The organism is Pseudoxanthomonas indica (assembly GCF_900167565.1).
Taxonomy (GTDB): domain Bacteria; phylum Pseudomonadota; class Gammaproteobacteria; order Xanthomonadales; family Xanthomonadaceae; genus Pseudoxanthomonas_A; species Pseudoxanthomonas_A indica.
The window spans coordinates 1,797,478-1,824,283 of the sequence record NZ_FUZV01000001.1; the positions used below are offsets into that span (position 1 = coordinate 1,797,478).

The following is a 26,806-nucleotide window of genomic DNA, read 5'->3' on the forward strand; positions in this document are numbered from 1 at the left end:
CTTGAGCCGATGCTGCCCTGGCCGGCATTCCCCACTCGGTAGTCGCCACCCGCAATCAGAGCGCGTCGCCGTCCAGCTCGCCGGTGCGGATGCGGATTACGCGTTCCAGTTCGTAGACGAAGACCTTGCCGTCGCCAATCTTGCCGGTGCCTGCTGCCTTGACGATGGCCTCGACCACGGCATCCACCTGCTCATCGGTCACGGCCACTTCCAGCTTCACCTTGGGCAGGAAGTCGACCACATACTCGGCGCCGCGATACAACTCGGTGTGGCCCTTCTGGCGTCCAAAGCCTTTCACTTCGGTCACCGTGATACCGGCAATGCCGGATTCGGCCAGCGCTTCGCGCACATCATCCAGCTTGAACGGCTTGATGATGGCCATGATCATCTTCATGCGGCAGGTCCTCGTCAGTACCGCCAAAGCATATCGCGGTTGCGGCCACGGCGGGGCTCGGGTTCAATGGCCGGCAACCGGGGTCGGCGTAATCTGACCCTGCAACGCGGCAATCACCGATGGTGGCCCCCACCATCGCCAGGCAAAGTGCCGGTGACCGCAGAAGGAAGTTCGCCATGATTGACCTTAATCACATTGATGATCTCGCCCGCCGTCTGAGCGACCTGATCCCGCCCGGCCTGCGCGAGTCGCGCGAGGAATTGCAGCAGGCCTTCAAGGGCGCCCTGCAAAGCGGGCTGTCGCGGCTGGATCTGGTGACCCGCGAGGAATACGAAGTCCAGCGCGCGGTGCTGCTCAAGACCCGCGAGAAACTCGACGCGCTGGAACGCACGGTGCGCGAGCTCGAAGCCGCGCAGAACACGCCGCCCGCTTCCGCGTAATCCTTTCCATGAGTCTGGCGCTGGTGCACAGCCGTGCACGGGCGGGTGTGCGTGCGCCTCCGGTGCGGGTGGAAGTGCACCTGGGCGGTGGTCTGCCGCGCACCCACATCGTCGGCCTGCCCGAAGCGGCGGTGCGCGAGTCGCTGGACCGCGTGCGCGCGGCCATCCTCTGCGCGCAACTGGAGTTTCCGGCTCGGCGCATCACCATCAACCTGGCCCCGGCCGATCTTCCCAAGCACGGGGGCCGCTTCGACCTGCCCATCGCGCTGGGCATCCTGGCCGCCAGCGAACAGATACCGCGCGACGCATTGTCCGGTGTGGAATTCCTCGGCGAGCTCGGGCTGACCGGTGAGTTGCGGCCGGTGGAAGGGGTGTTGCCGGCGGCGGTAGCCTGCGGGCGCGATGGGCATCGCCTGATCGTGGCGGCGGGCAACGGCGCCGAAGCAGCATTGGCGCGCGGGGTGCCGGCCTTCACCGCGCGCACCTTGCTGGAGGTGTGCGCGCACCTTCGCGGCGCGCGCGCACTGCCGCCGGCCGAAGGGCCTGCCTTGGGCTGCGACGCTTTTCCGGATCTGGCCGATGTCCGCGGGCAGGCACAGGCGCGTCGCGCCCTGGAAGTGGCTGCGGCCGGCAACCATCATCTGCTGCTGATCGGCACGCCGGGATGCGGCAAGACCTTGCTGGCCACGCGCCTGCCCGGCCTGTTGCCCGAGGCCAGCGAGGAAGAAGCGCTGGAAAGCGCGGCCATTGCCTCGATCAGCGGGCGCGGCCTGGATCCGTCGCGGTGGCGACAGCGCCCCTTTCGCAGCCCGCACCACACGGCGAGCGCGGTCGCCCTGGTTGGCGGCGGTGCGGATCCGCGACCCGGCGAGATTTCGCTGGCCCACCACGGGGTGCTGTTTCTTGACGAATTGCCCGAGTGGGAACGACGCGCGCTGGAAGTGCTGCGCGAACCGTTGGAGTCCGGCGTGGTCAACGTCTCACGCGCGGCGCGCAGCGCCGAGTTCCCGGCGCGCTTCCAGCTGGTGGCGGCGATGAACCCCTGCCCGTGCGGCTGGGCCGGCGATGCCAGCGGTCGTTGTCGCTGCACGCCGGAAGCGGTGCTGCGCTATCGCGCGCGCATTTCCGGGCCGCTGTTGGATCGCATCGATCTGCATGTGGAAGTACCCCGGCTGCCGCCACAGGATCTGCGCCCGGGTGCGCCGCCCGGCGAAAGCAGCGCGCAGGTGCGCGAACGCGTGCAGGCGGCGCGCGAACGCCAGCTGCAGCGCCACGGCAGACTCAATGCGCAGTTGCGCCAGTCGGACATGCTGGCCTGCTGCCGGCTGCAGACCCGCGATCAGCTGCTGCTCGAACGCGCCATTGATCGTCTGCAACTGTCGGCCCGTTCCATGCAGCGCATCCTGCGGGTGGCGCGCACCATTGCCGATCTGGCCGAGGCCGATGACATCGGCAGTGCCCACCTCACCGAAGCGCTGGGCTATCGGCGGCTGGATCGCGCCGGCCACTGATGGTGCGGGGCGCGAACCACTAGGGCGTAGCGGAAGATCCGGCGCGCTGCGCTTCGATGCGCGCGGCCAGGGGTTCCAGCAGGAACAACAGCAACGCGGCAATCGAAGCCAGGCCGGCCAGGCACAGGAAAAAGCTGGCGTGGCTCAGGCTGCTCCACAAGGTGCCGGTCGCGCCCGCGGCCAGGCTGCCGCTGAAGATCGCCAGGAACCAGGCCGCCACCGTGGTGGCGGCGTGGCCGGGCGGCGCCAGTCGGGCGAACAGGCCCAGGCCGGTGGGCAGGATGTACAGCTCGCCCAGGGTGAACAAGCCGAAGAACAGCACCAGCCACAGCCAGTGGACATCCGCCGCGCCAGCCAGCGAAGTGAGCCCTGCCAACATCAGGTAAGCCAGTGCGATGACCAAGGCGCCAATCGACATCTTGCGCATCGATGCCGGTTCCCTGCCGTTGCGCGAACGCGCGCGCCACACCGCCAGCAGGAACGGTGTCAGCAGGAACACGAAGAACGGATTGAGTGACTGGAACCATGTCATCGGGATGACCATGCCGCCGGCCGCGCGATCCACGCCGCTGTCGATCCACAGCGCCACGGTATTGCCGAGTTGTTCGTAGGCGGCGCGGAATACGGTCACCGCCAGGCCCACCGCCAGCAGCAGTAACAGCGTGGGCTTGTAGTCACGCAACGAAGCGCGCTTGACCGGATCGATGCGTACCACCGGCTCGGAAGCCGGCAGATAGCGCCCACCCCAGACGTAGATCACCAGGCCCAGCAACATGCCGATGCCGGCGGCGGCAAAGCCATAGTGCCAGCCATACAGTTCGCCCAGCGTGCCGCACACCAGCGGGGCCAGCAGACCACCCAGGTTGATGCCGACGTAATAGATGTTGAAGGCGCGACCGCTGCGTGGATCGTCCTTTTTGTAGAGGTCACCAATCTGGCTGGGCAGGCTGGGGGTGAACAGGCCATTGCCCAGCGCGATCGTGCCCAGGGCGATGTAGAGCCAGGCCTCGAAGGCCATCATGCCGTGGCCGGCGGCCATGATGCAGCCGCCCAGGATCACCGCCTTGCGCTTGCCCAGCCAGCGATCGGCCACCACGCCGCCGAGAATCGGGGTGAAGTAGGCCATCGCCACGTAGGTGCCGAATACCAGCGAGGCATGCTGCTGGCCCAGCAGCAGATGCTTGGTCATGTAATAGACCAACAGCGTGCGCATGCCGTAGTAGGAGAAGATCTCCCACATCTGGGTCAGGAACAGGACGGTCAGTCCGCGTGGCTGGCCGAACCAGGTCGGCTCGGTCGGATCAATGCGGACGGATTCGGTCATACCTTGGCTCAGCCCCAGACGTCAGAAGAACACCAGACCTCGCCGTGCTCGTAACGCGTGCGCGGCTCGGGTTCGTTGGACAGCGGAATCGCGCCATCCAGATCGACAAAATCGCACAGCTGGCCGACCAGCATGCCCGGCGCCATCGCCAGGCTGGTGCCGCACATGTTGCCGACCATCACCCCCAGGCCCAGCTTGCGGGCCTCGCGCGCGATGGCGAAACCTTCGGTCAGGCCACCGCACTTGTCCAGCTTGATGTTGACCACGTTGAAGCGCCCGACCAGGCCGGCCACGTCGCGCAGCGACTGCACGCTTTCATCGGCGGCGATCGGAATCGGCGAGACAAAGCCTTCGAGATCTTCCTCGCGACCGCGCGCCAGCGGCTGCTCCAGCAGCGAGACGCGCGCCGCCGCCAGGCCCTGCACCAGCGCCGGCAGATCCTCCTTGCGGAAACCCTGGTTGGCGTCCACGCCAATCCACACATCCGGGCGCGCCGCGCGCACGGCGTTCACCCGCGCCAGATCCAGTTCCAGTTCGCCGGTCAGCTTGAGTTTGAGCGCGCGCGCCTGCTCGTAGTAGCCGCTGGCGGTGGCGGCTTTGGCCATCCGTTCCGGCTCGTCCGCGCCCAGGGTGAAGGTGGTCACCAGCGGCGCCGCCGGCGCGAGCCCGGCCAGTTCGTGCACCGGTCGGCCGGCCAGCTTGGCTTCCAGATCCCACAGCGCGCAGTCGACCGCGTTGCGCGCGCCGCCCGGCGGCATCAGTTCCTGCAGGCCGATCAGATCCAGCCCACCCTCCAGCACCGAACGCTTCGCTTCCACGGCTTCCAGCAACGTCTGCGCGGTGTCGCCCAGATAGTAGACGCCGGCCGCTTCGCCGCGGCCCACGTGACCATCCTGCTCCAGGCTGACCCGGATGACGTCCTGCTTGGCAAAGGTGTAGCCGGAAATGCGGAACGGCGTGGTGAAACGGAGTTCGCAGATTTCCACCTGCAAGGTGCGGGACGACATCAGTAGTTCACTCCAAAGCTCAACAGGTGGAAGGCCATCGCCACCCACAACACGACCAGCGAGGCGAGCAGCAACACCACGCTCCAAACCTTGCCGGTCCAGCGACCACCGGCACGCCAGCTCACCAGCAGATTCCACAGCATCACCAGCGCGCCGCCGACGAAGGCGATCACGCTCAGGCATTGGTTGAACAGCACCAGGCCATTGGAACTGTCGGACAACTTGTCGAAGTCCTGCATCATCGAGCCGATCGTCATCGCCCAGGCCAGCACGGCCAGCACGATCACCGCGGCGGCGATGCGGCTCAGGCGATACACGCGCAGCTGCGGAGCAGACAATGCCAGGCGCGACTGCAAGCGACGACGCACCAGCGCACGGATGGGCCAGAACAGCGCGGTGATCGCCAACGCCAGCAGCGACAGCACGAACAGCGGCATCAACCAGGCGGAGTCGCGGTACCAGGCCGGACGATCCAGCACGATGACCGCCGAGATCATGTCGAAGCTCCAGCGCAACACCTTGCCGTCCACCACCACCGCCGCCAGGCGGTCATGGCTGTTCTGGTCCTGCCAGACAAACGGACTGACTTCGACCCAGCGACGCGGCTTGCCGTTCAACGATGGGAACGCGGCAAAGCTGATGCCGCCGTCCTTGTCCAGGCTGACCTTGACCTGGCCGACCAGGTCGGTGATCGAGAAGAAGCTGGAGTACGAGCGGCGCGACATGCTCCAGCTGCCCAGCATCAGCTGTGCATGCTGCCTGGCGGTGGCGGCGTCGACGGCCGGCTTGGGCAATGCCGGGCCGGGGAAATAGCGATCGGCGAAATCCTCGAACAGCGCCGCGCGCAGGGCGCCTGCCGCGCGTTCCTTGCCCGTGCTGTTGAACGAGATGTACAGGCCCACGCCCTCATCGAGGAACAGATGCAGCGCGCTGTGGAAGAAATTGGTGTCGCCCAGGTGGCCGATGACCTGGCGACCGTTGATGTTGGTTTCGAAGAAACCCAGCTGCATGCGGTTGAGCGGCGGGATCAGGGTCAGCGGACTGTCGTGCATCTGCTGCGCGGTGGCGGCATTGAGGATGCGCGCGCCCTGGTACTGGCCCTGCTGCAGGTGCGCGATCATGAAGCGCGCCATGTCGGCGCCGGTGGCCGACAGCGCACCGGCCGGTGCGGGGCCGACGATTTCGAACTTCGCCTCGTCTTCCGACGCCAGCTTGTAGCCCTTGGACAGCTGGCCTGCCAGCGCCGCGGGGACCGGCTGGCGGAACGTGGAGTGCGCCATGCCCAGCGGCTGGAAGATGTGCTTCTCGACGTAGTCGTCGAACGGCTCGCCCGACACGCGCTCGACCACATAGCCGGCCAGCGCGGTGGCGTAGTTGGAATAGGCCGGCGTATCGCCGGCAGCGAACGCGCGCTCGGGCACCCAGCGCTTGAGCACGTCGGCGTAGCCGGGCGCGTCGGCCGAATAGGACATGATGTGCTTGAGCGTTTCTTCAAAACCGGCCACGTGCTGCATGATCTGGCGCAGCGTGATCGGCTTGCCGTCGCGCGGCGGAATCTTGAAGTCCAGGTAGGTGTTGATATCGGCGTCGAGATCCACCTTGCCCTGCTCCACCTGCTGCATCACCGCCGTCCAGGTGATCAGCTTGGAGATGGAACCCGGACGGAACAGCGTGTTGGCGCCATCCACCGGCGTGCGCTTGGCCACATCGGCATAGCCGTAGCCACGCTGGGTCAGCACCTGGCCGTCCTTCACCACCACCACGACCGCGCCGGCGATATCGGCGCTCTTGATCGCGTACGGCAGATAGCCGTCCAGCCAGACGTCCACCTCCTGGCGCGTCAGCCGATCCGCAGGGTCGGCCGGCGCCGCGGCATCGACCGCGACGTCCACCGGTGCGGAGGGTTGCGCGGGAGGCGACTCGGCGGCGAACGCCGGCATGGCCAGCGTGGCGGATGCGAGGACGAGCGCGGTGAACCAGCCGGAGATCCGCATGGGGAAGTTCCTGTTCGAGAAAGGCATCGGGTGTGCGCTGACGCGTGGACAGCAGGCTGGTGAAAGAGAGAGTCACCCACCAGCCTGCTGTGTACAACGAAGGACCGCGTCGTCGCGACGTACGGCTTAGAACTTCACGTCGACGCCGACGCCGATCATGCGCGGCTGCAGCGAGATGGCGCGGACCGTGGTCAAGCCACCCAGCGCGCTTGCCTGCGGGACGGCGTTGACGAACACATCTTCGTTGGTGAGGTTCTTGATGAAGATGCGGAACGTCCAGCGGTCGTTGGCGATGTCGGCGTTGAGGTCCAGCGCGGTGTAGTCGTCCAGCGGCTGGCCGCTGGGATCATGATCCACCGCCGTGCGACGTTCACCGGTGTAGCGCACGCCACCGCCGACGCGGGTGCTCCACTCGCCGCTGGAGGGGAACAGATAGTCGGCCGTGACCGAACCGCTCCACTTGGGCGCGAACGGCAGGCTGTCGCCATTCAAGCCGCCGATGGAAGGCACGTCTTCGGTCAGCTCGGCGTCGGTGTAGGCGCCATTGACGCCCAGGCGCAGGCCGGCTACCGGCAGATACGTTGCCGACAGTTCGACGCCGCGGCTGCGCGCCTTGCCGCCATTGACCAGGTAACTGATGCCGTTCGAGGTGGTGCGGATCTGCAGGTCTTCCCATTCAATGTTGAAGGCCGCCAGATCAAAGGTCAGGCGACGATCCAGCAAGGTGCTCTTGATGCCCAACTCGTAGTTGGTGAGCGTGGAGGAATCCACCTGCGTCGGCACATCCGGAATCGCGGCGTTCGGACCGCCCGGCTGGTAGCCGGTGGCGGCGCGTGCATAGACCATGGTGTTGGGCGTGGCGAAGAAGCGCGCGCCCAGCGACCAGGTGGTCACGTCTTCCTCCGACTCGCCGGTCATGGTGCCGGGCGGGCTCAACGCACCGGCGATGATCTGCGCGAAGTCCTGCTCGTTGCGCGCCTGGCGCACGCCGCCGCTCAGGTCGAAGCGTTCGTTGATCTTCCAGGTGACGCTGCCGAACACCGCGGTTTCCTTGTAATTGGAAGGCAACTCGGCGTTGGCCAGCGGATCCAGGCCGGGGATCGAACTGCTGTCCGGGAACTGCGCGGTGATCAGCTGGTAGTTGCGGCTGTTCTCGTGGGTGTAGAAGGTGCCGACGATCCACTCGAAGGTGTCGCTGGGCTTGGAGGCCAGGCGGAATTCCTGGGTGGTCTTGTACAGCTTCAGGTGCGACAGGAACGAGCTGCGGCCTTCGGGGACGGCGCCGCCGGTGAACAAGGGAATGGCCGGACCGAAGGTCGCGGTCAGATCGGTGTTGGCGTCGTAGTCGGTCTGCGAGTAGCTGCTGGCCGAGACGAAATCGGCAAAGCCCACGTCCCAGCTCACCGTGCCACTGAAGTATTCCAGCTCGCGGTTGTCGTATTCGTCGGTGTAGTTGTCGTTGCGGGTGGTGCCATAGACCGGCTTGAGCGTCTGCGGCTCCACCGACACGTAGCCCAGGTTGTCGGCTTCGCTCTTCTGCTTGATGGCGGTCAGATCCACGGCGACGGTGTCGCTGGGTTCCCAACGCACGGCCAAGCGGGCAGCGGTCTGGCTGAAGTCGTTCTGGTCACGCTCGTAGGTGTCGACGTTGTCGATGTAGCCGGGGGTGAACTGCTTGGCCAGGCTGATGCTGGCGGCCAGGCGGTTGGCGATCAGCGGCAGGTTGGCGCTGGCACGCACGCCGTAGCCGGTCTGGTGCGAACCATCGAGCGAGAACACGTCGGTGCCGGCGCGGAAGGAGGTGTAGTCCAGCTCCGGCTTGCGGGTCACGTACTGGGCCACGCCGCCAAAGGCGCCGGCGCCCCACAGGGTGCCCTGCGGGCCGCGGAAGATCTGGAAGCTCTCCACGTCGTACGGCAAGAGGTCGAGCACGTTGTTGACCGCGGCGGCGAAGAAGGTGCTCGAGCCCAGCGGGGTTTCATCGATGTACGTGGACACCGTGGAGTTGGTGCCCAGCGAGGTGATGCCGCGCACGGCGATCTGGCCGGTGCCGGGGGTACCGGCGGTGACCATCTGCACGCCGGCCGCATAGCCCACGTAATCGGACAACTGGGTGGCATGCATCTGTTCCAGCTGCTCGCCGCCGACAACGCTGACGGAGACCGGAACCTTCTGTACGTCTTCGCTGCGCTTCTGCGCGCTGACGACGATGGTTTCAAGCGTGGTGCTGGCTTCCTGCTTGCTGGATTCCGGCGTCGCCTGCTCCTGCGCATGCGCCGGATTCAGGGCCATGACACCGATGAGGGCGGGTGCCGCCAACTGGATCATCGTGGACTTCACTTCTGGTTCTCCCCGGGTTCTAAAAGTGGCTGGTGGTGCGGTGGTGGGCCTGCCTGCTTTTGCAGCAGGTTCCAAGGACCCGTGTGGCCGTACGTCGCTTCAGAGCAGGCCCCAGCAGGGGCCGGAAAACCGGTGACACTCGCCCCCGCCCCCATTGCGCGGTGGGTCTGACGGCTCTCTCCAGGGAGAATGTCGTCCTCCACAGAAAATTTGTCAACAATTTGTCCGTGAGGGAAATTTTGGCGGGATGACGATGCTTCGGCGTATGCTTGCGCCGTCTGCCCAACGCCAAGACCCGATGGACACGAAAAACCCCGCTTCACCGACGCTGGGAAGCGTCCTGCGCAGGCTGCGAAGCCGGCAGGGCTGGACGCTCAAGGAAATGAGCGAACGGGTCGGAATCCCGGTGTCGACCCTGTCCAAGGTCGAGCACGACCGCCTGAGCCTGCCCTACGACAAGGTCCAGCACATCAGCCAGCGCATGGGCATCCCGATGTCGGAGATGCTGGTGGACCCGGAGAACCCGGGCGCCGGGCCGGCGGTGACGGCCCGCCGCAGCCTGGGCGGCCTGGACTCGGCCCTGCATGTGGCCGTGGGCGGCTACGAGTACTTCTATCTGAGCCCGGAACTGCGCAACAAGCGGATGATTCCGGTGTTGGGCCGCGTGTCCGTGCAGAGCGTCAGCGAGTTCAAGGAACTGATGCGGCACTCGGGCGAAGAGTTCATCTACGTGATCGACGGCGCGATCAAGGTCCACACCGAGTTCTACGACCCGGTGGTGGTACGCGCGGGGCATTCGATCTATCTGGACAGCTCGATGGGCCACGTCTACGTGGCCGAGCAGTGCGAGGTGGCCACCATCCTGGCGGTGATGTCGAGCCCTGACGAAGTGCTGGCCGAAGGCTTGATGAGCCATCGCCAGGAGGAAGCGGCCGGCAAACCGGCCGGCTGATTCGCCGCGGCGGGCCGTCCCGCGTTCTGCTGCTTCCCCCGCCTGCGGGGGAAGCAGCGGAAGCCTTACGCCGCCTTGTGCGCGAACTGCTCTTCTTCGGTCGAACCCTTCAGCGCGGTCGTTGACGACTGGCCCTGCTGGATCGCCTGGGTCACCGTATCGAAATACCCGGTGCCCACTTCGCGCTGGTGCTTGACCGCGGTGAAGCCTTTCTCCGCCGCCGCAAATTCGGCTTCCTGCAATTCCACGAAGGCGCTCATCTGCCGGCGCGCATAGCCGTGGGCCAGATTGAACATCGAGTAGTTCAGGCTGTGGAAGCCGGCCAGGGTGATGAACTGGAACTTGTAGCCGTAGCTGGCGATTTCCTGCTGGAACTTGGCGATGGTGGCGTCGTCCAGGTTCTTCTTCCAGTTGAACGACGGCGAACAGTTGTAAGCCAGCAGCTTGCCGGGGAACTTGGCGTGGATGGCTTCGGCGAACTTGCGCGCGAATTCCAGATCCGGCTTGCCGGTCTCGCACCAGATCAGATCCGCATACGGCGCATAGGCCAGGCCGCGGCTGATCGACTGCTCCAGGCCATTGCGGGTCTTGTAGAAACCCTCGACCGTGCGCTCGCCGGTGGTGAACGGCTGGTCATTGGCATCGACATCGCTGGTCAGCAGGTCCGCCGCCTCGGCATCGGTGCGCGCAATCAGGATCGTCGGCACGCCCATCACGTCGGCGGCCAGGCGCGCGGCATTCAACTTCTCCACCGCCTCGCGCGTGGGCACCAACACCTTGCCGCCCATGTGCCCGCATTTCTTGACGCTGGCCAGCTGATCTTCGAAGTGCACGCCGGATGCGCCGGCTTCAATCATCGCCTTCATCAGTTCGAATGCATTGAGCACGCCGCCGAAGCCGGCTTCGGCATCGGCCACGATCGGCTGCAGGAAATCGATGCTGTCATCGCCTTCGGCGTGATGCAGCTGGTCGGCGCGCAGCAGGGTGTTGTTGATGCGCTTGACCACCGCCGGCACCGAATCGGCCGGGTACAGCGACTGGTCCGGATACATTTGCCCGGCCAGGTTGGCATCGGCCGCGACCTGCCAACCGGATAGGTAGATCGCCTTCAAGCCGGCCTTGACCTGCTGCATGGCCTGGTTGCCGGTGAGCGCACCCAGGGCGTTGATGAAGCCCTGCGTGTGCAGGTAGCCCCACAACTTCTCGGCGCCGATACGCGCGATCGAATGCTCGACCGGGATCGTGCCGCGCAGGCGCACCACGTCGGCGGCGCTGTAGTTGCGGGTAATGCCTTTCCAGCGGGGATTGGTGTCCCAGTCGTGCTGAAGTTGTTCGGCGGTCGGCAGCTTGCTCATGGTGGTGCTCCGTAGGGAAGGGAGTGATCAATCGATCAGTGCGTAAGCGGGCAGGGTCAAGAATTCAGCCAAGTCATCGGCGCGGGTGAGCTGGTCGAGCAGGGCGATGGCCTGTTCGATGCGTTCGCCGCCGGGCAGCGCCGCGCGATCGCCGAGCTTGGCTGGCAAGTTGCGCAGGGTGGCGGCGAACAGGTTCGCGTCGATGGCCGTGCCATCGGTCAGGTGCAGCCCGGGCGTGTGCAGCCATTGCCACAGTTGGGTGCGGGAAATCTCGGCGGTCGCCGCGTCTTCCATCAGCCAGTGGATCGGCACGCAGCCATTGCCGTCCAGCCACGCGGCCAGGTAGCGCACGCAGACTTCCACGCTGCCTTCGAATCCACCGCGGGTGATGGTGCCGGTGCTGGGACGAATCAGATCATCGCGGCTCACCTGTACATCGTCGCGCGGCACGCCGTGTTGGTTGGGCGCCGGCATGTGCTGGTCGAAGATCGCGCGTGCAATCGGGATCAGCGCCGGATGCGCCACCCAGGTGCCATCGTGGCCGGCGCTGACTTCGCGCAGCTTGTCGGCGCGCACGCGCGCCATCGCCTGCTCGTTGGCGGCCTCGTCGTCGGCAATCGGGATCTGCGCGGCCATCCCCCCCATCGCGTGCGCACCGCGACGGTGGCAGGTCTGGATCAGCAATTCCGAATAGGCCTTGAGGAACGGCTGGGTCATGGTGACCTGGCTGCGCTCGGGCAGCACCTTGTCACGATGGCGGCGGAAGGTCTTGAGGTAGGAAAAGATGTAGTCCCAGCGTCCGCAGTTCAGGCCGACGATGCGCTCGCGCAGCGCGTACAGGATTTCGTGCATCTCGAACACGGCCGGCAGGGTTTCGATCAGCACGGTCACCTTCATCTGCCCGTGCGGCAGGCCCAGGGTGGCCTCGATGTGCGAGAGCGCGGTTTCCCACAGCGCCGCTTCCTCCATGCTCTGCAGCTTGGGCAGGTAGAAGTAGGGGCCACGATCCTGCTCGGTCAGCGCGCGCGCGTTGTGGAACGCGAACAAGGCCAGATCAAACAAGCCGCCGGCCATGGGTTGGCCGTCGATGCGCACGTGCTTTTCGTCCAGGTGCCAGCCGCGCGGACGCACCAGCAGCACGGCCTGTTGCTCGCGCGGCTTGAGCGCGTAGTGCTTGCCGCTGTCGGCAGTGAAGCTCAGATCGCCGCGCACCGCGCCGATCAGCGCGCGCTGGCCGATCAACAGGTTGTCCCAGGTCGGTGACGTCGAGTCCTCGAAGTCGGCCATGTACACCTTGGCCCCCGAGTTCAACGCGTTGATGACCATCTTGGGATCGACCGGGCCGGTGATCTCCACGCGGCGATCGCGCAGCGCGGCGGGCAACGGCGCTACCTGCCAGTGGCCCTCGCGGATCGCACGGGTGTCGCTGCGAAAATCCGGCAAACCACCGCCATCGAAATAGGCCTGACGTTCGCGACGTGCCGCCAGCCGGGCCTGGCGCTCGGGTTCGATGGCCCGGTGCAGCGACACCAGCAGGCCCAGGGCCGCAGGTGGCAGCAGGTCGGTCTGGTCGCGGCGCGAGCGGGTCAGGCTGATGCCCGGGGTGGGCCGGGGAACAGGGGTCGGGGCAGTATCCAGGGCGACGGCGGACATGGTGAAACTCCTCTACAACGGGCATCCACCGTGCTCCCTGCACCAGTTATTTGACAAAACAGTTTTGGCAATGCATTTAATAAGCTGTACTTATATTGCTGCCAACATGCAGGACAAGACCCCTCTTACGCCCCGATTTTCGTACAAGTCGGACCGGCTCAAGCCGCTGCGGGCGTTCTGCCAGACCGTTCGCCTGGGCTCGGTATCGCGTGCGGCCGAGGCGCTGTTCGTCAGCCAGCCGGCCATCACCCTGCAATTGCAGGCGCTGGAGCGGGAGATGGGGGTGGGCCTGTTCGAGCGCAGCGGACGCCGGCTGACGCCGACCCGCGAGGGGCAATTGCTCTACGAGCTGGCGCAGCCTCTCGTGGAAGGCCTGGACGGGCTGGAATCCGTGTTCAAAGACAAGGTGGCCGGGCTGGATGCGGGCGAGCTCAACATCGCCGCCAACAGCTCCACCATCCTCTATCTGTTGCCGCGCATCGTGGAGCACTTCCGCGCCGAGCATCCGGATGTGCGGCTGACCCTGCACAACGCGATCACCGCCGACGGCACTGATCTGCTGCGAGCCGATGCGGTGGACCTGGCAGTGGGTTCGATGATGGATGTGCCGGCCGACCTGAGCTACGCGCCGATCTATCGCTTCGAGCCGCTGCTGATCACCCCGCCCGATCACCCGCTGGCGACCAAAACCAAGCTTGAACTCGCCGACATCTCCCGCTACGGCCTGATTTTGCCGCCCAAGCGGCAGATCACCTATCGCCTGGTCGACCTGGTGTTCCAGCAGCACCGCGTGCCCTACACCGTGGCGCTGGAAGTGGGTGGCTGGGAAGTCATCAAGCAATACGTGGCGATGGGCATGGGCGTATCGATCGTCAGCTCGATCTGCCTGACCGACGCCGATCGCGGGCGGCTGGCCACGCGATCATTGAAGGAATGGTTTCCCTCGCGCAGCTACGGCGTGATCGTGCGCAAGGGCAAGTACCTGTCGCCGCAGGCGCGCGCGTTCGTGGAATTGATCCAGCCGGATTTGTTCACCCGGCGCGATTACGACGACAGCGGACACTCCGAACGCTGAGCGCGTGCCGTGATCCCGCCGCAGCGGCTACAGTGGGCAGACCACCGCATCCCGCTGCGAGCGATCACTTTCATGGCCGACAACCACCACCGCATCGATTACGTCGAACTCAACGTCGCTTCCATCCCCGCCGCCAAGGAATTCTTTGGGCGCGCCTTTGCCTGGACCTTCATGGATTACGGCCCGGACTATTGCGAGTTCCGTGATGGCCGGCTCACCGGCGGCTTTGCCCATGGTCCAGTGCAGCCGGGCGGTCCGCTGGTGATCCTGTACTCGGATGACCTGGGTACGACGCTGGATACCGTGGTGGCCGCAGGCGGGCGCATCAGCAAACCGATTTTCGGTTTTCCCGGTGGCCGTCGCTTCCATTTCCTGGATGTCGACGGCTACGAATGGGCCGTGTGGACCCACGAGTAGCCCGCAACGCTGGCCCCTGCTCCCCTTCTCCCTCTGCCCCCTGCTCCCCCTTCTCCCGCCTGCGGGAGAAGGTGCCCGCAGGGCGGATGAGGGCGGCTCTTTGAGAGCAGCCCTTACGGCTTGGGCAGCGGCAACGGATCGTCGGCAAAGATCGCCACGTGCGGCACGCCATCGGCGCCAATCCAGCCGCGGTACATGCCTTCGGTGTTGAACGGGAACGCCGCGGTGCCATCGGCCGACAAGGCAATGGCGCCGCCGTCACCGCCGGCCTTGGGAATCTCTTCGTTGATCACCGCCTTGGCGGCGCTGCCGATGTCCTGCCCGCCATAGCGCACGCGTGCGCAGATGTTGAACGCGGCCACCGAGCGGATATAGAACTCGCCCCAGCCGGTGCCCGACACCGCGCACTTCGTATCGGCGTAGGTACCGGCGCCGATCACCGGCGAATCACCGACGCGGCCGTAGCGCTTGTTGGTCATGCCACCGGTCGAGGTGCCCGCAGCCAGATGGCCCTGCGCATCCAGCGCCAGCGCGCCGACGGTGCCGAAATGTTTGGCGGTTTCCAGATCGCTGTGCGCCTGGCCGGAGGCTTCTTCCTTCAGCGACTTCTGCAACTGCTGCCAGCGCTTCTCGGTGCGGAAATAGGACGGATCCACCAGGCTCACGCCCTGCTCGGTGGCGAAGGTCTCGGCGCCGTCGCCGACCATCATCACGTGCTTGGACTTGTCCATCACCAGGCGCGCGAGCTGGATCGGATTCTTGATCCGATGTACGCCGGCCACCGCGCCGGCCTTGCCGGTGGCGCCATCCATGATCGAGGAATCCAGCTCGTTCTTGCCGTCATGGGTGAACACCGCGCCGCGGCCGGCGTTGAACATCGGCGCGTCCTCCAGCACGGTGATGGTGGTGGCCACCGCGTCCACGGCCGGCTTGCCTGCCGCCAATTGCGCATGGCCGGCGCGTAGCGCCTGTTCCAGCGCCTTGCGCGCGGCCGCGATGTCTTCCGGCGACATGTCGGCGCGCTCGACGCCGGCGCCGCCATGGATCACCAGGATCGGCTTCACTTCCGCGGCCAGGCCCAAGCCGGCAAGACCGGAACCCGCCATGCCGATCAAGGCCAGGCAACAGGCGCGCTGCAACGTATTCATGCGGTAACTCCAGACGAAATGAAGCGAGGTGGGAAGTGACGCGTGCTTGCGTGATGGCTGATTCTAATCGGGCTCAACGCGGACTTTCGCTGAGCACGCCGGCCTTGACCTGGTAACGGCGCTCGAAACCGGCGCGCTCCACGCGCATGTCCTGCAAGTGCAGCGTGCTGCCCGAATCCAGGCCGGTGACGTCGATGTCGCGGGCGCTCAGCGGTTTCTTGGCCAGCAGCGGCGTGAGTTCGCGCGGCGTGCGGAACAGCCAGACATGCCCGCCATTGCCGCTGTACACCTGGCCCTTGCCGTCGGCGTCCACGCACAGCGCGGTGTACTCATCGATGCCCAGGCCATACAGCGGCTTGGCGGCGGCATGCTCCTGGCTCACCCGCGCCATGAAAGCGATCAGGCGACCCTGGCGCTCGCGCGCGTTGAAATGGCTGTCGGTGATCACGTGCTGCAGGTGCGGCAGATGCAGGAAGTTGTCGACCAGGGTCACGCCCTTGCCCAGCGGATCGGCCAGCGCCGTCGGCGAGTCGATGCTGCCGCCGTCCATGGCGCCATAGCTGTAGGCGCCCTGGATGGCCAGGCCGGCGCTGGTGCCGCCGAGCGGCTTGCCTGCGCGCACGTGCGCGTCCAGCAATTCATTCAATGCGGTGCCCTTCCACATGCGCACGTAGTTGGACTGATCACCACCGGCCAGGAAGATGCCGTCGGCCTGGCGCACGATCGCCAGGACCTGCGGATCACTGGCGGCGCGGCGATCCTCGAACACAATCGTCTGCACCGCGGTGACGCCGCCGATTTCCTTGAAGAACTCGTCCTGCGATTCGACGGTGCCCGAAGCGCGCAACACCACGATGCGGCCATGGCCGGCCTTGGCGATGAACCAGCGGAACGCGTCGTAGGGCCAGTCACCGCCACCGACCATCAGCAGGCCGGCCGACGTGGGCTGCGGTCGCTTGGCGGCGACATCACCGATTTCGAAATAGCGGTAGCCATTGCGCTGCGATCCGTCCCCGGTCTGGGCCAGGGCCCCGCCGCTTGCCGCCAGCATCAGGGACATCACGGCCAGCAGGGTGACCAGGCGATTTCGGATCATCGGCAACGGACCTCGGGTGTTCGGGACATATCAACAGGACGAACGGAACCGGCTTTCCCCTGCCCCGGCTTGCGCTGCCGTGCAGCATCGCACGGCGCGCAGACCCTGCCGGAGGGCACGCTGCGCGGGCGTGTGGATTCGGCTAATGTCGACGCATGTCCGAATCGCTCGACGCCTGGTTCGCCCACGAGATCCTCATCCATGAGGAAGCGCTCGTGGCGTACCTGCGTCGCTGCTGGCCGCACCGCGACGAAGTCCACGACCTGCGCCAGGAAATCTACGTGCGCGTGTACGAGGCCGCCGGCAAGTCGCGTCCGACCCTGCCCAAGTCGTTCCTGTTCACCACCGCCCGCCATCTGATGACCGACCGCGTGCGTCGCAGCCGGGTCGTTTCCATCGAGACGATGGGTGATCTGGAGCCCACGAACGTCTTGGTGGATGAGGTTTCGCCGGAACGCTGGTGCGGTGGCCGGCAGGTGCTCAAGCGCCTGTCCGAGGCCTTCGACCGGCTGCCGGACCGGTGCCGGGAGGTGGTCTGGCTGCGGCGGGTCGAGGAATTGCCGCAGAAAGAGGTCGCCCAGCGGATGGGTATCAGCGAGAAAACCGTGGAGAAGCACATGGCCAAGGGTATCCGCTTGATCGCCGAGCACTTCTACGGAGGCGCCGGAGCGCGCACGCACGCCATGGAATCCGCGCGTGCGCCTCGGCAGGGACAGGGACATGGCCAGCAGCAGGCAGATTGAGCAGACCGCGGCCGAATGGCTGGCGCGTCGCGAAGGCGATCACTGGGACCGGGTGCAGCAGGTCCGCCTGGACGCCTGGCTGGAACAGTCGATCGCGCATCGCGTCGCCTTCCTGCGCCTGGAGGCCGCCTGGCAGGAAAGCGGACGGCTGGCGGCGCTTGGCGCCGGCCAGGCGATGGGCACGGCGCCGGTGCGCGGGCAGTGGGCCGCTTCGCCGCTGGATCGGCGCGCCGCTGCACGAACGGCGCAGGAGCCGGAAGCAGCGCAGACCCGTCCGCCCGATGTGGCCCATCTGGTGTTTGCGCGGCGCCCTGATCGCGAGCGCGGCGGCGCCGGTTGGCCGCGCCCGCTGGCCGCGGCGTTCGCCACCGCACTGATGGCCAGCCTGGCCCTGTGCTGGCAATGGTGGAGCCAGGTGGAACAGACCAGCTACCTCACCGCCGTGGGCGACCTGCGCGACGTCGCACTCAGCGACGGATCCCAGGCGACCCTCAGCAGCGACAGCCGCATCACGGTCAGCTTGTCGCGCGACGAACGCCATGTGGACCTGCAACGGGGCGAAGGCTTCTTCCAGGTGGCCAAGGATCCGGGGCGCCCGTTTGCGGTGGCCGTGGGTCCGCGTCGCGTGGTGGCGGTGGGCACCCGCTTTGCCGTGCGCCGCGATGGCGAGGCGGTGCGGGTGGTGGTGACCGAGGGCGTGGTGCGGCTGGAATCGCAACCCGATGCCAACGGTCGCGCCCAACCCACTACCCTGCTGCCGGCCGGCAGCATCGCCACGGTCGATGGCAGCGGCGTGTTCGTGCGCACCGGCTCGGTGGCCGACGCCGAGCGACTGGTCGACTGGCGCAGCGGCTACCTCGCCTTCCACGACACCTCGCTGGCCGAGGCGGCGAACGAATTCAACCGCTACAACCGCCGCAAGATCGTGATGGGGGATGCGGCGGTGGGCGCATTGCGGGTTGGCGGCAACTTCCGCTGGTCCAACACCGACGTCTTTGTGCGCCTGCTGGAGCAGGGCTTTCCGGTGCGCGTCGAACGCGAAGAGGATCGTGTGGTCCTGCACAGCCAGTAGGCGTCAACTTCTTCGCTACGAGGGCTGGGGGGATTTGTCCGGCTCATTCGTCCTGTTAGCCAGGACGCCGTCCCGAGCGTCCATGGGGAGAGAGAACTCATGCGGTCGTCGTTGCGTGTCCTGATGTTGTCGCTAGCCTGTTCAGCGGCCCTCGCCGCCCAGGCGCAAACCACCACCCCGGCAGCGGTCAACATTCCCGCCGGCGATCTGTCCGCCGCCCTGGACGTGCTGGCGCGTCAATCCGGTGCACAGTTCGTGTATCGCCCCGACCAGCTCAAGGGCCTCAAGACCCGGGGCGCGCAGGGCACGCTCACCTCCGACCAGGCCCTGGATCGATTGCTGCAAGGCAGCGGCTTCGTCGCCAAGCGCGACAGCTCCGGCGCCGTGCTGATCGTGGCGCAGGCGGCCACGCCCGCCGCCGCGCCGCCGCCGCGCCCGGCCACCCCGCCGCCCAGTGGCCAGTCCGCCGCCATCCCGGATCCGGTCACCCAGCTCGAGAGCATCCAGGTCACCGGCTCGCGCATTCCGCGTGCGCAGATTGAAGGCCCGGCGCCGATCACCGTGGTCACCGCCGAACAGATTCAAGCGGCCGGTCTGACCTCCGTGCCCGACGTCCTGCGCTCGCTCAGCCAGAACAGCGGCAGCGTGCAGGGCCAGCAGAACACCACCAGCGCCCAGTCCACCCCGGGTGCGCAGGCAGTGGATCTGCGTGGTCTGGGTCCCAACCACACCCTGGTGCTGATCAATGGTCGCCGCATCGCCGACTTTCCGCTGCCGCTCAATGGCCGCAGCAACTTCACCGACATCGGCAACATCCCGCTGGGCATGATCGATCGCATCGAAGTGCTGACCGGCAGCGCCTCGGCCGTGTACGGCTCGGACGCGATGGCCGGCGTCATCAACTTCATCCTGAAGAAGTCCACCGACGGCACCACCATCGACTACCGCTTTGGCGATACCAGCCGCGGCGGTGGTTCGTCGCAGTACCTGACCCTGACCAGCGGCTTCGAGACCGGCAACTTCAGCGGCATCGTCGGCGTGGAGTTTCTCAACAAGAAGCCGCTGTGGGGCACGGATCGCGGCATCCAGGATTCCACCTTGGATGCGCCCACCGAAGAACGCCGCCTGCCGCGCCTGATTGCCCAGGCCTACGACTGGGACAACGACGAAGGTGTGTTGCCGGACGACGGCTGCGCCGCCATGGCGGGTTTGAACCAGGGCACCACTGTGCTGGCCGAAGACGCTGACGGACAGCCGTACTGCGGCAGTGATCGCGCCATCGCGTACCGGACCATCCAGAACGAGCGCAAGGGCGTCAATGCCTATGGCTCGTTCGAGTACCGCTTCTCCGATGCCCTGTCCTGGTTTGCCGATCTGCAGATGGGTCGCCAGGAAGTGAAGCTGCTGACCGGCACCAACGGCAACAACGTGACCAGCGATCACATGGGCTGGGAGTTCCACGATCCGGCCTCGACCAACAACTACCGCAACAAGGTGTTCTTCAACCAGGCCACCGACCGTTACGAAATCTGGTCGCGCCAGTTCACCCCCGAGGAAATCGGCGGCCTGCGCAACCGCATGAACGAGACCACCCAGAAGACCCTGGCGGTGACCACCGGCCTGCAAGGCCTGATCGCGCAGGAATGGAACTGGGAAGCGGCCTACAACCACTCGCAGTACAAGGCCGATGTGGGCATGCCGCGGATCTGGGCGGCGGCGGCGAACGAATTGTTCCTGGGCGAACGCCTCGGCTACGACGAAGACGGCTATGCCATCTACAACGCCGATCCGCAGCGCCTGTACCAGCCGATCACGCAGCAGCAGTTCAATACCATCGCGGCGATGTCCACCTTCCGCCCGGAAGCCAAGAACGACAACCTCAGCTTCACCATCGATACCTCCAGCCTGTTCACCCTGCCGGCCGGCGATGTCGGCTTTGCCGGCGCGCTCGAATACGGCGAGCAGTCGTACCAGATCAACCCGGACCCGTATGCACTGACCGAAGACGCCTACTACGGCCCGCGCTACGGCGACGGCGGTGGCAGCCGCGATCGCTGGAGCGCGGCAGGCGAACTGCGCCTGCCGCTGCTGTCCACCCTGGAAGCCAGCCTGGCCGGCCGCTATGACCGCTACAGCTATGCCGGCAAGAGCCCGAGCAAGTTCACCTACAGCGCCGGCCTGGAATGGCGCCCGGTCGACACCCTGCTGGTGCGCGGCTCCTACGGCACCGGTTTCCGCGCACCGGACATGCACTATCTGTTTGCCGGTCCGGACTACTACCGCACGCGCTTTGCCACCGACTACTACGCCTGCCGCACCGACGAGCCGGACTTCACCAACGGCGAGTGCTACGACGATGGCGAATGGGACGTCAGCACCTTTGATGAATACAGCGGCAATCTGGATCTGGATGTCGAGACCAGCAAGTCGTTCACCGCCGGCTTCGTCTGGTCACCGGTGGCCAACTTCGACCTGGCGCTGGATTACTACAAGATCCAGGTGAAGAACCAGGTGCAGACGCAGGATCGCGAACTGCTGCGCCAGACCGAAGGCGATTGCCGCCTGGGCGTGACCGACAGCGGCGCGCCGGTGGACATCAATTCGCCGACCTGCGTGGACGCGATCGCCCGCGTCATCCGCGATGCGGACGGCGAGATCACCAGCGTGCACTTTGGTCCGATCAACATCGCCAACGAGGAAACCTCGGGCATCGATGCCACCGCCAACTACCGTCTGGCCACGGCCAACGCCGGCGACTTCAACTTCCGCGCCAGCTACAACTGGACCCACGAGCACACCCGCCAGCTGTATCCGGGCGATCCGACCGAAGACATGCTGGACGTCAGCTTCAGCGCCACCACGTTGCCGCGCACCAAGGGCAACCTGGGCGTGAGCTGGGACAAGGGCGCCTTCGGTGCGAGCCTGTTCGGCACCTACCTGGGCCGCGTCGCCAACTACGACAACGATGCCTGGACCGATGCCACCTGGCGTTTCAACGGCGGCGCGCGTTACGACGTGACCGACCACCTGCGCTTGTCGCTGTCGATCAACAACCTGTTCGACAAGATGCCGCCGCGCGATGCCACCTGGTCCAACTACCCGTACTACGACACCTCGTGGTTCGATTCGATGGGCCGCAGCTTCTTCCTGCAGGTCACCTGGAAGATCGGCGGCCAGGCCCTGTAAGCACGGCCTGCCGGCAGAACGAAAAAACCCGCCGTCATGGCGGGCTTTTTCATGCCCGGCGAACAGCCTGCCGCGATGCGCGCGCGCCGCTCACACCGTGCCGCGATTCTTCCCCTGCCACGGCCGGTACCACTCGCGGATGGCGGCGATATCGGCTTCGGCATCGCCGGTGGTGTAGAACAGATCGCCGATGCCGACGATCTTTTCCGGGTAGTGGAAGTAGGCCATCAGGATCGGCACGTTCGCCTCGTGGGCGATTTTCCAGAAGCCGCTCTTCCACTTGGTCACTTTCTTGCGCGTGCCTTCCGGGGTGAGCGCGTACCACATGCGATCGGCGGCGCGGATCATCGACACCGCCTGCTCCACCGTGCCATGCGCGCGGGCGCGGTCGACCGGAATCACGCCCAGCTTGCGCAGCAACGGGCCCAGCGGCCACCAGAACAACTGCGCCTTGCCGAGCACGCGCACCTCGAAGCCCATCGCAATCTTGGCGGCCATGCCCCAGATGCCGTCCCAGTTGGACGAATGCGGGGCCACGATCATCACCAGCTTGGGCACGTCCGGCAGGGTGCCGACGATGCGCCAGCCAAACGTGCGCAGGAAGGTGCGGCCCAGCCAGCGGGTGAACCGGTTGGGCGGTACCTGCGGCATGTTGGGCGGGATGGCGGGGACGGTGGACGAGGCGTCGCTCAATCGATTACTCCCAATCGGTCTTCTTGGCGCGCGAGCGCTTGATGTCACCGCGTCCCCGCTTGGCATCCAGCCGGCGCGCCTTGGCCGCGCGCGAAGGCCGGGTGGCGATGCGCGGCCGCGGCACATGCAGGGCGTCGGCAATGAAGGCGGCCAGACGCTCGCGCGCATCCTGGCGGTTGCGATCCTGGGTGCGGAAGCGCTGCGCATCGATCACCATCACGCCTTCATCGGTGAGCCGGCGATCGGCGCGCGCCAGCAGGCGCTCGCGCAGCGCATCCGGCAACGAGGGCGAGTGGGCGATGTCGAATCGCAGTTCCACTGCTGTGGCGACCTTGTTGACGTTCTGGCCGCCGGCGCCACTGGCGCGCACGAAGCGTTCCACCAGTTCGTCGTCCGGTATTGCCAGTGTCTCGGTGATGGTCAGTGGTCCGCTCCCCATGCGCGGATTGTAGTGGACGCGGCCCGGATCCGCCCATCGTGATGCAGCGAACAGACGCGTGATTGCGCCCTGTAATGGCCAATGTCGCTTAACGTGATGTTTACTGGCGCGTCGGCACCATGCAGACCCGCTGCCGCCGAGTTGCACCCATGACCAAGCTTTCGAACCGCATGCGCCTGTTATTGTCCTCGGCGCTGCTGGCGTGCTGCTGCCTTGTGCTTGCGGGCACGACGCTGGCGGCCGAGCCCACCGATGCGGACATCGACAAGCTGTTGCAGGCGTCGCGGGCGGAGAGCGTGCTCAACGCGATCGTCCCGCAGATGGAAACCATGCAGCGCCAGCAGTTCGACCAGATGATGGCCGGCAAGGAACTGACCCCCGAGCAACGCGCCGAGGCCGACCGGCTGCTGGCGCGGACCAACGAGATCATGCGCAAGGCCCTGTCCTGGCAGGAAATGCGGCCGCTCTACATCGACGTGTACAAGAAGACCTTCACTCGCGAAGACGTGCGCGCGATTACCAAGTTCTACGAAAGTTCGGCCGGGCGCAGCCTGCTCGACAAGACCCCCGCGCTGATGCAGAACCTGATGGGCGCCATCCAGGTCAAGATGGCGCCGGTGATGGAGCAGCTGCAGGCGGAGATGAAGAACGTCACCCCCGAGCCGGTGCCGGCGCCGCCGGTCACCCCCACCAAGAAGAAGAAGAAGCGCTGAGTCAGGCGACTCAGGCGTCCAGCAGCGGATCAGCGGGCAGTGCCGCCCGCGACGGCAGCCGCCAGTCGATGCCGGCCTTGCCGCGCTCCTGCAGGTAGCGGTTGGCGGCGGAGAAATGCCCGCAGCCCAGGAAGCCGCGATGCGCCGACAACGGTGACGGATGCGGCGCACGCAGCACGCGGTGGCGGCGCGTATCGATGACCTTGCCCTTGGCCTGGGCATAAGCGCCCCAGAGCAGGAACACCAGCCCTTCGCGCTCGCGCGACAGGGTCTGGATCACGTGGTCGGTAAAGCCTTCCCAGCCCTTGCGCTGATGGGCGCCAGCACGGCCGTCTTCCACCGTCAGCACGGCGTTGAGCAGCAGCACGCCCTGGTGCGCCCACGGCAGCAGGCAACCATGGTCGGGCGGCGCGATGCCCAGGTCGGCCTGGATTTCCTTGTAGATGTTGAGCAGCGAGGGCGGCACCGGTACGCCCGGCCGCACCGAGAAACACAGCCCATGCGCCTGGCCCGGACCGTGATACGGATCCTGGCCCAGCATCACCACTTTCACCGCCTCGAAGGGCGTGGCCTGGAAGGCGGAAAAAATCTGCGGACCGGGTGGATAGATGCGCGCGCCGGCCGCCTTGCGCTCGCGCAGGAAGGTCGACAGCGATTGCATCTCGGGCTGGGCGAACCAGTCACCGACGTGCTGCTTCCACGAGGGTTCGAGTTTGATGCGGTCGTTTTCGGTCATCGCCGCACCGTAGCAAAGCGCATCGCGGGTGTGCTCAACGCTCGCGCTCTTCCATCCGCGCCAGGCGCAGCTGGAACAACACCTTGGTCACCAGCAGGCGTTCCTCGATCGGCTTGAGCACCAGATCATTGGCGCCGGCCTGCAGCAGTACCGCCTGGTTGTCGCGGTTGCTGTCGCCGGTCATCACCAGGATCGGCAGGCGGCGTTTGCCGTAGGCAAAGTCGATGCGGATGCGCTGCACCACGTCGCGGCCGCTCAACTCGCCCTTCAGGGTGACGTCGGTCAGCACCAGATCGAAGTGATGCGTGGACAGGCCCAGTGATTCGGCGGTGAGCAGGGCAAAGGCGTCCTCGGCCTTCAGCACGTGCACGATCTTCAGCGACTGCCGTTCCAGCATGCGCTTGGTGGTTTCGGCCACCACCCGGCTGTCTTCGATGTACAGCACGGTGGCGCCGCTGATCGGTTCGGGCTGCACATAGCCACGGATGAACGCCGCCAGCGCCTCATGGCCCAGCGACTTGTCGAAGTAGTCGGTGACGAATTCGGTGAAGCGGCGCTCTTCCAGGTGTTGCTGCGCATCGCCGGAGACCACGATCACCGGCACGTAGGCCTGGCCCGAGGCCTCGCGCACGCTGCGCGCGATTTCCATGCCGTCGCCATCGGGCAGCGCCAGCGCGGTGGTGACCAGATGCACGGCGCCGGAAGCCAGCGCCTTCTTCGCATCGGCGATGCTGGCGCAGCCAATCACTTCCACCCCCGGCAGATCGCGTTGCAGTACATCGGCGATCAGTTTGCGTACCAGCTTGGAACCGTCGACGACCATCACCCGGGGGGCGTCGCTGATGAGGTGCCGGAGCGCTTGGGACATGCGGGAGGGCCGGGTGGGTGTCAGGTTTGGGTCGGTCGAGTCTGACGCAAGAAATGGCCGGTCACCAGCCATGCGCCCACCCAACCGATGATCATGGCCCCCACCAGCACCGCGCCGGCTTGCAGTGGGGCCAGTCCGGCCAGGGCGAACGGGCTGCCGTAGCTCTGCGCCAGCTGCGCAAGCGGCGGCGCCAGGGCGGCGGCGGCGGCGGCCAGCAGGGCGATGGCCAGCGCACCGGCGACCAGGCCATACCAGGCGCCCAAGTAGATGAAGGGGCGGCGGATGAAGCCATCGCTGGCGCCCAGCAATTGCAGCACGCCGATTTCCTCGCGCCGGGCCTGGATATCCAGGCGGACCGTGTTGCCGACCACCAGCAAGGCGCCCAGGCCGAACAGCGCGGCCAGCACCCAGGTCAGGCGTTCGCCGAAACCCAGCCAGCCGCGCAGGCGATCACGCCACACGGCGTCATGCTGGACCAGGTCGGCTTCCGGCAGATGTTCCAGCGCCGCCACCAGCCCGGCCTCGTCGCCGCGCGGACTGATCTGCAGCAGGCTGGGGAGCGGGTTGCCCTCGAGCGCATCCAGGCTGGCGCCCAGGCCACTGCGTTCGCGGAATTCGGCCAGGCCCTGTTCGGGGGTGCGCAACTGGACTTTGGCCACGTCGGCGCGGTCGCGCAGTTGTTCGACCAATACCTGCGCGCGGGCCACGTCGATGTCAGGCTTGAGGAAAAGATCGATTTCGCGCGAGTCGCTGACGTTGCCGGCGAAGTGCTCGACATTGGCCAGCGCCAGCCACAGGCCCAGCGGCAACACGAAGGCCACTGCCATCACGCCGATGGTCAGCAGCGTCGCCCACGGCTTGCGCACCAGCCGGCCCAGGCTGGAAACGAAACTGTAGAGATGCTGGTCCAGCCAGATGCCGAAACCCGAGCGCTGGCGCGCGTAACTGTTGGTCTCGTTCATTCGGCCAGGTCCGCCGGCGAGATGTCGTCGACCAGCTTGCCGTGGTCCAGGATCAGCACGCGCTTGCGCATGCGCCGGATCAGGGCCAGGTCGTGGCTCACCACCAGCACGCTGGTGCCGCGTTCGGGCATGGAGGCGAACAGCGCCATGATTTCCGCGGCCAGGGTGGGATCGAGGTTGCCGGTGGGTTCGTCGGCGACCAGCAGCTTGGGTTCGGCGACGATGGCGCGGGCGATGCCCACGCGTTGTTGTTCGCCGGCCGACAGCTCGGTCGGCAGCGCGCGCTCGCGATGGCCCAGGCCCAATCGCGCCAGCACTTCGCGCACCCGCTTGGCGATGTCGCCGCGACGTTCGCCGCGCAGGATCAGCGGCAGGGACACGTTCTCGAACACGCTGCGATCGGTGAGCAGGCGATGGTCCTGGTGGACCGCGCCGACTTCGCGCCGATGCAGGGGCACGCGTGAGCCGCGCACCTTGAGCAGGTTGCGGCCGGCAAACAGCACGGCGCCGCGGGTGGGGCGTTCGCTCAGGTGGATCAACTTGAGCAGGGTGCTCTTGCCGGCGCCGGAATGACCGGTCACGAAGAGCATCTCGCCCTCGGCCACATCAAAGCTGACCTCGGCCAGGGCTGCGTGGCCGCCCGGGTATTGCTTGCTGACGTTTTCGAATCGCAGGACGCTCATCCGGC

The 26,806-nt window shown here is 66.3% G+C and carries 24 protein-coding genes; 9 read left to right on the top strand and 15 right to left on the bottom strand.

Annotated elements, in window-relative coordinates; genetic code table 11:
* Nucleotides 1-55 precede the first annotated feature (55 nt).
* Entirely contained in the window at nucleotides 56-394 is a 339-nt protein-coding gene (locus tag B5X78_RS08360) for a P-II family nitrogen regulator (RefSeq protein WP_079723947.1), read from the bottom strand.
* A gap of 176 nt (nucleotides 395-570) precedes the next feature.
* Here B5X78_RS08360 and ubiK point away from each other — a divergent pair, with 176 nt between their 5' ends.
* Both ubiK and B5X78_RS08370 read left to right on the top strand, forming a co-directional pair.
* A complete protein-coding gene (ubiK, locus tag B5X78_RS08365) occupies nucleotides 571-834 on the top strand; it encodes a ubiquinone biosynthesis accessory factor UbiK (protein ID WP_079723948.1) in 264 nt (87 codons plus the stop codon).
* 8 nt (nucleotides 835-842) lie between these two features.
* Nucleotides 843-2,345 (top strand): YifB family Mg chelatase-like AAA ATPase, encoded by a 1,503-nt coding sequence (locus B5X78_RS08370; RefSeq protein WP_079723949.1) that lies wholly within the window; start codon nucleotides 843-845, stop codon nucleotides 2,343-2,345.
* A 19-nt stretch (nucleotides 2,346-2,364) separates the two neighbouring features.
* Here the strand turns inward: B5X78_RS08370 and B5X78_RS08375 are convergent, their stop codons facing one another.
* The 4 genes from B5X78_RS08375 to B5X78_RS08390 all read right to left on the bottom strand — a co-directional run bounded on the left by B5X78_RS08375 (nucleotide 2,365) and on the right by B5X78_RS08390 (nucleotide 8,962).
* Nucleotides 2,365-3,669 (bottom strand): peptide MFS transporter, encoded by a 1,305-nt coding sequence (locus B5X78_RS08375; RefSeq protein ID WP_079723950.1) that lies wholly within the window; start codon nucleotides 3,667-3,669, stop codon nucleotides 2,365-2,367.
* Nucleotides 3,670-3,677: 8 nt separating this feature from the next.
* A complete protein-coding gene (locus tag B5X78_RS08380) occupies nucleotides 3,678-4,676 on the bottom strand; it encodes a dipeptide epimerase (protein ID WP_079723951.1) in 999 nt (332 codons plus the stop codon).
* Nucleotides 4,676-6,670, bottom strand: coding sequence for a serine hydrolase domain-containing protein (locus tag B5X78_RS08385; protein ID WP_079723952.1), 1,995 nt, complete (start codon nucleotides 6,668-6,670; stop codon nucleotides 4,676-4,678). The genes B5X78_RS08380 and B5X78_RS08385 overlap by 1 nt, the downstream gene beginning before the upstream one ends.
* Nucleotides 6,671-6,796: 126 nt before the next feature.
* The gene (locus tag B5X78_RS08390; RefSeq protein ID WP_188444695.1) at nucleotides 6,797-8,962 is read right to left on the bottom strand and encodes a TonB-dependent receptor; all 2,166 of its coding nucleotides are present in this window, start codon (nucleotides 8,960-8,962) and stop codon (nucleotides 6,797-6,799) included.
* 346 nt (nucleotides 8,963-9,308) lie between these two features.
* Between B5X78_RS08390 and B5X78_RS08395 the strand changes: the two genes are divergently transcribed.
* Nucleotides 9,309-9,962, top strand: coding sequence for a helix-turn-helix domain-containing protein (locus tag B5X78_RS08395; RefSeq protein WP_217698654.1), 654 nt, complete (start codon nucleotides 9,309-9,311; stop codon nucleotides 9,960-9,962).
* Between the two features lie 65 nt (nucleotides 9,963-10,027).
* Here B5X78_RS08395 and aceA read toward each other — a convergent pair whose 3' ends face one another.
* Together aceA and aceB are read right to left on the bottom strand one after the other, a co-directional pair.
* Complete coding sequence (gene aceA, locus B5X78_RS08400; protein ID WP_079723955.1) at nucleotides 10,028-11,317, bottom strand: isocitrate lyase; 1,290 nt, start codon at nucleotides 11,315-11,317, stop codon at nucleotides 10,028-10,030.
* Nucleotides 11,318-11,344: 27 nt separating this feature from the next.
* Complete coding sequence (aceB, locus tag B5X78_RS08405) at nucleotides 11,345-12,970, bottom strand: malate synthase A (RefSeq protein ID WP_079723956.1); 1,626 nt, start codon at nucleotides 12,968-12,970, stop codon at nucleotides 11,345-11,347.
* 106 nt (nucleotides 12,971-13,076) lie between these two features.
* Here aceB and B5X78_RS08410 point away from each other — a divergent pair, with 106 nt between their 5' ends.
* Both B5X78_RS08410 and B5X78_RS08415 read left to right on the top strand, forming a co-directional pair.
* Nucleotides 13,077-14,045, top strand: coding sequence for a LysR family transcriptional regulator (locus tag B5X78_RS08410; protein ID WP_079723957.1), 969 nt, complete (start codon nucleotides 13,077-13,079; stop codon nucleotides 14,043-14,045).
* 72 nt (nucleotides 14,046-14,117) lie between these two features.
* Nucleotides 14,118-14,462, top strand: a complete 345-nt coding sequence (locus B5X78_RS08415; protein ID WP_079723958.1) for a VOC family protein — start codon at nucleotides 14,118-14,120, stop codon at nucleotides 14,460-14,462.
* Nucleotides 14,463-14,575: 113 nt separating this feature from the next.
* On the opposite strand, the gene B5X78_RS08420 is transcribed toward B5X78_RS08415, so the two are convergent.
* Both B5X78_RS08420 and B5X78_RS08425 read right to left on the bottom strand, forming a co-directional pair.
* A complete protein-coding gene (locus tag B5X78_RS08420; RefSeq protein WP_425478697.1) occupies nucleotides 14,576-15,610 on the bottom strand; it encodes an isoaspartyl peptidase/L-asparaginase family protein in 1,035 nt (344 codons plus the stop codon).
* Between the two features lie 73 nt (nucleotides 15,611-15,683).
* Entirely contained in the window at nucleotides 15,684-16,706 is a 1,023-nt protein-coding gene (locus B5X78_RS08425; protein ID WP_079723959.1) for a cyanophycinase, read from the bottom strand.
* Between the two features lie 155 nt (nucleotides 16,707-16,861).
* Between B5X78_RS08425 and B5X78_RS08430 the strand changes: the two genes are divergently transcribed.
* From B5X78_RS08430 to B5X78_RS08440, 3 genes are all read left to right on the top strand, one after another.
* Nucleotides 16,862-17,449, top strand: coding sequence for an RNA polymerase sigma factor (locus B5X78_RS08430; RefSeq protein ID WP_079723960.1), 588 nt, complete (start codon nucleotides 16,862-16,864; stop codon nucleotides 17,447-17,449).
* The gene (locus B5X78_RS08435; RefSeq protein ID WP_079723961.1) at nucleotides 17,427-18,521 is read left to right on the top strand and encodes a FecR family protein; all 1,095 of its coding nucleotides are present in this window, start codon (nucleotides 17,427-17,429) and stop codon (nucleotides 18,519-18,521) included. Before B5X78_RS08430 ends, B5X78_RS08435 begins: the two co-directional genes overlap by 23 nt.
* A 123-nt stretch (nucleotides 18,522-18,644) precedes the next feature.
* Entirely contained in the window at nucleotides 18,645-21,707 is a 3,063-nt protein-coding gene (locus tag B5X78_RS08440) for a TonB-dependent receptor (RefSeq protein WP_244898551.1), read from the top strand.
* Between the two features lie 90 nt (nucleotides 21,708-21,797).
* Here the strand turns inward: B5X78_RS08440 and B5X78_RS08445 are convergent, their stop codons facing one another.
* Together B5X78_RS08445 and arfB are read right to left on the bottom strand one after the other, a co-directional pair.
* A complete protein-coding gene (locus tag B5X78_RS08445; protein ID WP_139381518.1) occupies nucleotides 21,798-22,358 on the bottom strand; it encodes a lysophospholipid acyltransferase family protein in 561 nt (186 codons plus the stop codon).
* A 46-nt stretch (nucleotides 22,359-22,404) separates the two neighbouring features.
* Entirely contained in the window at nucleotides 22,405-22,839 is a 435-nt protein-coding gene (gene arfB, locus B5X78_RS08450) for an alternative ribosome rescue aminoacyl-tRNA hydrolase ArfB (protein ID WP_079723964.1), read from the bottom strand.
* Between the two features lie 149 nt (nucleotides 22,840-22,988).
* On the opposite strand from arfB, the gene B5X78_RS08455 reads away from it, so the two are divergent.
* Nucleotides 22,989-23,552, top strand: a complete 564-nt coding sequence (locus tag B5X78_RS08455; RefSeq protein WP_079723965.1) for a DUF2059 domain-containing protein — start codon at nucleotides 22,989-22,991, stop codon at nucleotides 23,550-23,552.
* 10 nt (nucleotides 23,553-23,562) lie between these two features.
* Here the strand turns inward: B5X78_RS08455 and ung are convergent, their stop codons facing one another.
* Genes ung through ftsE form a run of 4 tightly spaced genes read right to left on the bottom strand, consistent with a single transcriptional unit; the run spans nucleotide 23,563 to nucleotide 26,801 of the window.
* Nucleotides 23,563-24,288, bottom strand: a complete 726-nt coding sequence (gene ung, locus B5X78_RS08460) for a uracil-DNA glycosylase (protein ID WP_079723966.1) — start codon at nucleotides 24,286-24,288, stop codon at nucleotides 23,563-23,565.
* Between the two features lie 34 nt (nucleotides 24,289-24,322).
* Nucleotides 24,323-25,156, bottom strand: a complete 834-nt coding sequence (locus tag B5X78_RS08465; protein WP_079723967.1) for a response regulator — start codon at nucleotides 25,154-25,156, stop codon at nucleotides 24,323-24,325.
* Nucleotides 25,157-25,176: 20 nt separating this feature from the next.
* The gene (gene ftsX, locus B5X78_RS08470; RefSeq protein ID WP_079723968.1) at nucleotides 25,177-26,118 is read right to left on the bottom strand and encodes a permease-like cell division protein FtsX; all 942 of its coding nucleotides are present in this window, start codon (nucleotides 26,116-26,118) and stop codon (nucleotides 25,177-25,179) included.
* Nucleotides 26,115-26,801 carry a cell division ATP-binding protein FtsE gene (gene ftsE, locus B5X78_RS08475; RefSeq protein ID WP_079723969.1) on the bottom strand — a complete coding sequence of 229 codons (687 nt, stop codon included), beginning with the start codon at nucleotides 26,799-26,801 and terminating at the stop codon, nucleotides 26,115-26,117. The genes ftsX and ftsE overlap by 4 nt, the downstream gene beginning before the upstream one ends.
* Nucleotides 26,802-26,806: the final 5 nt, after the last annotated feature.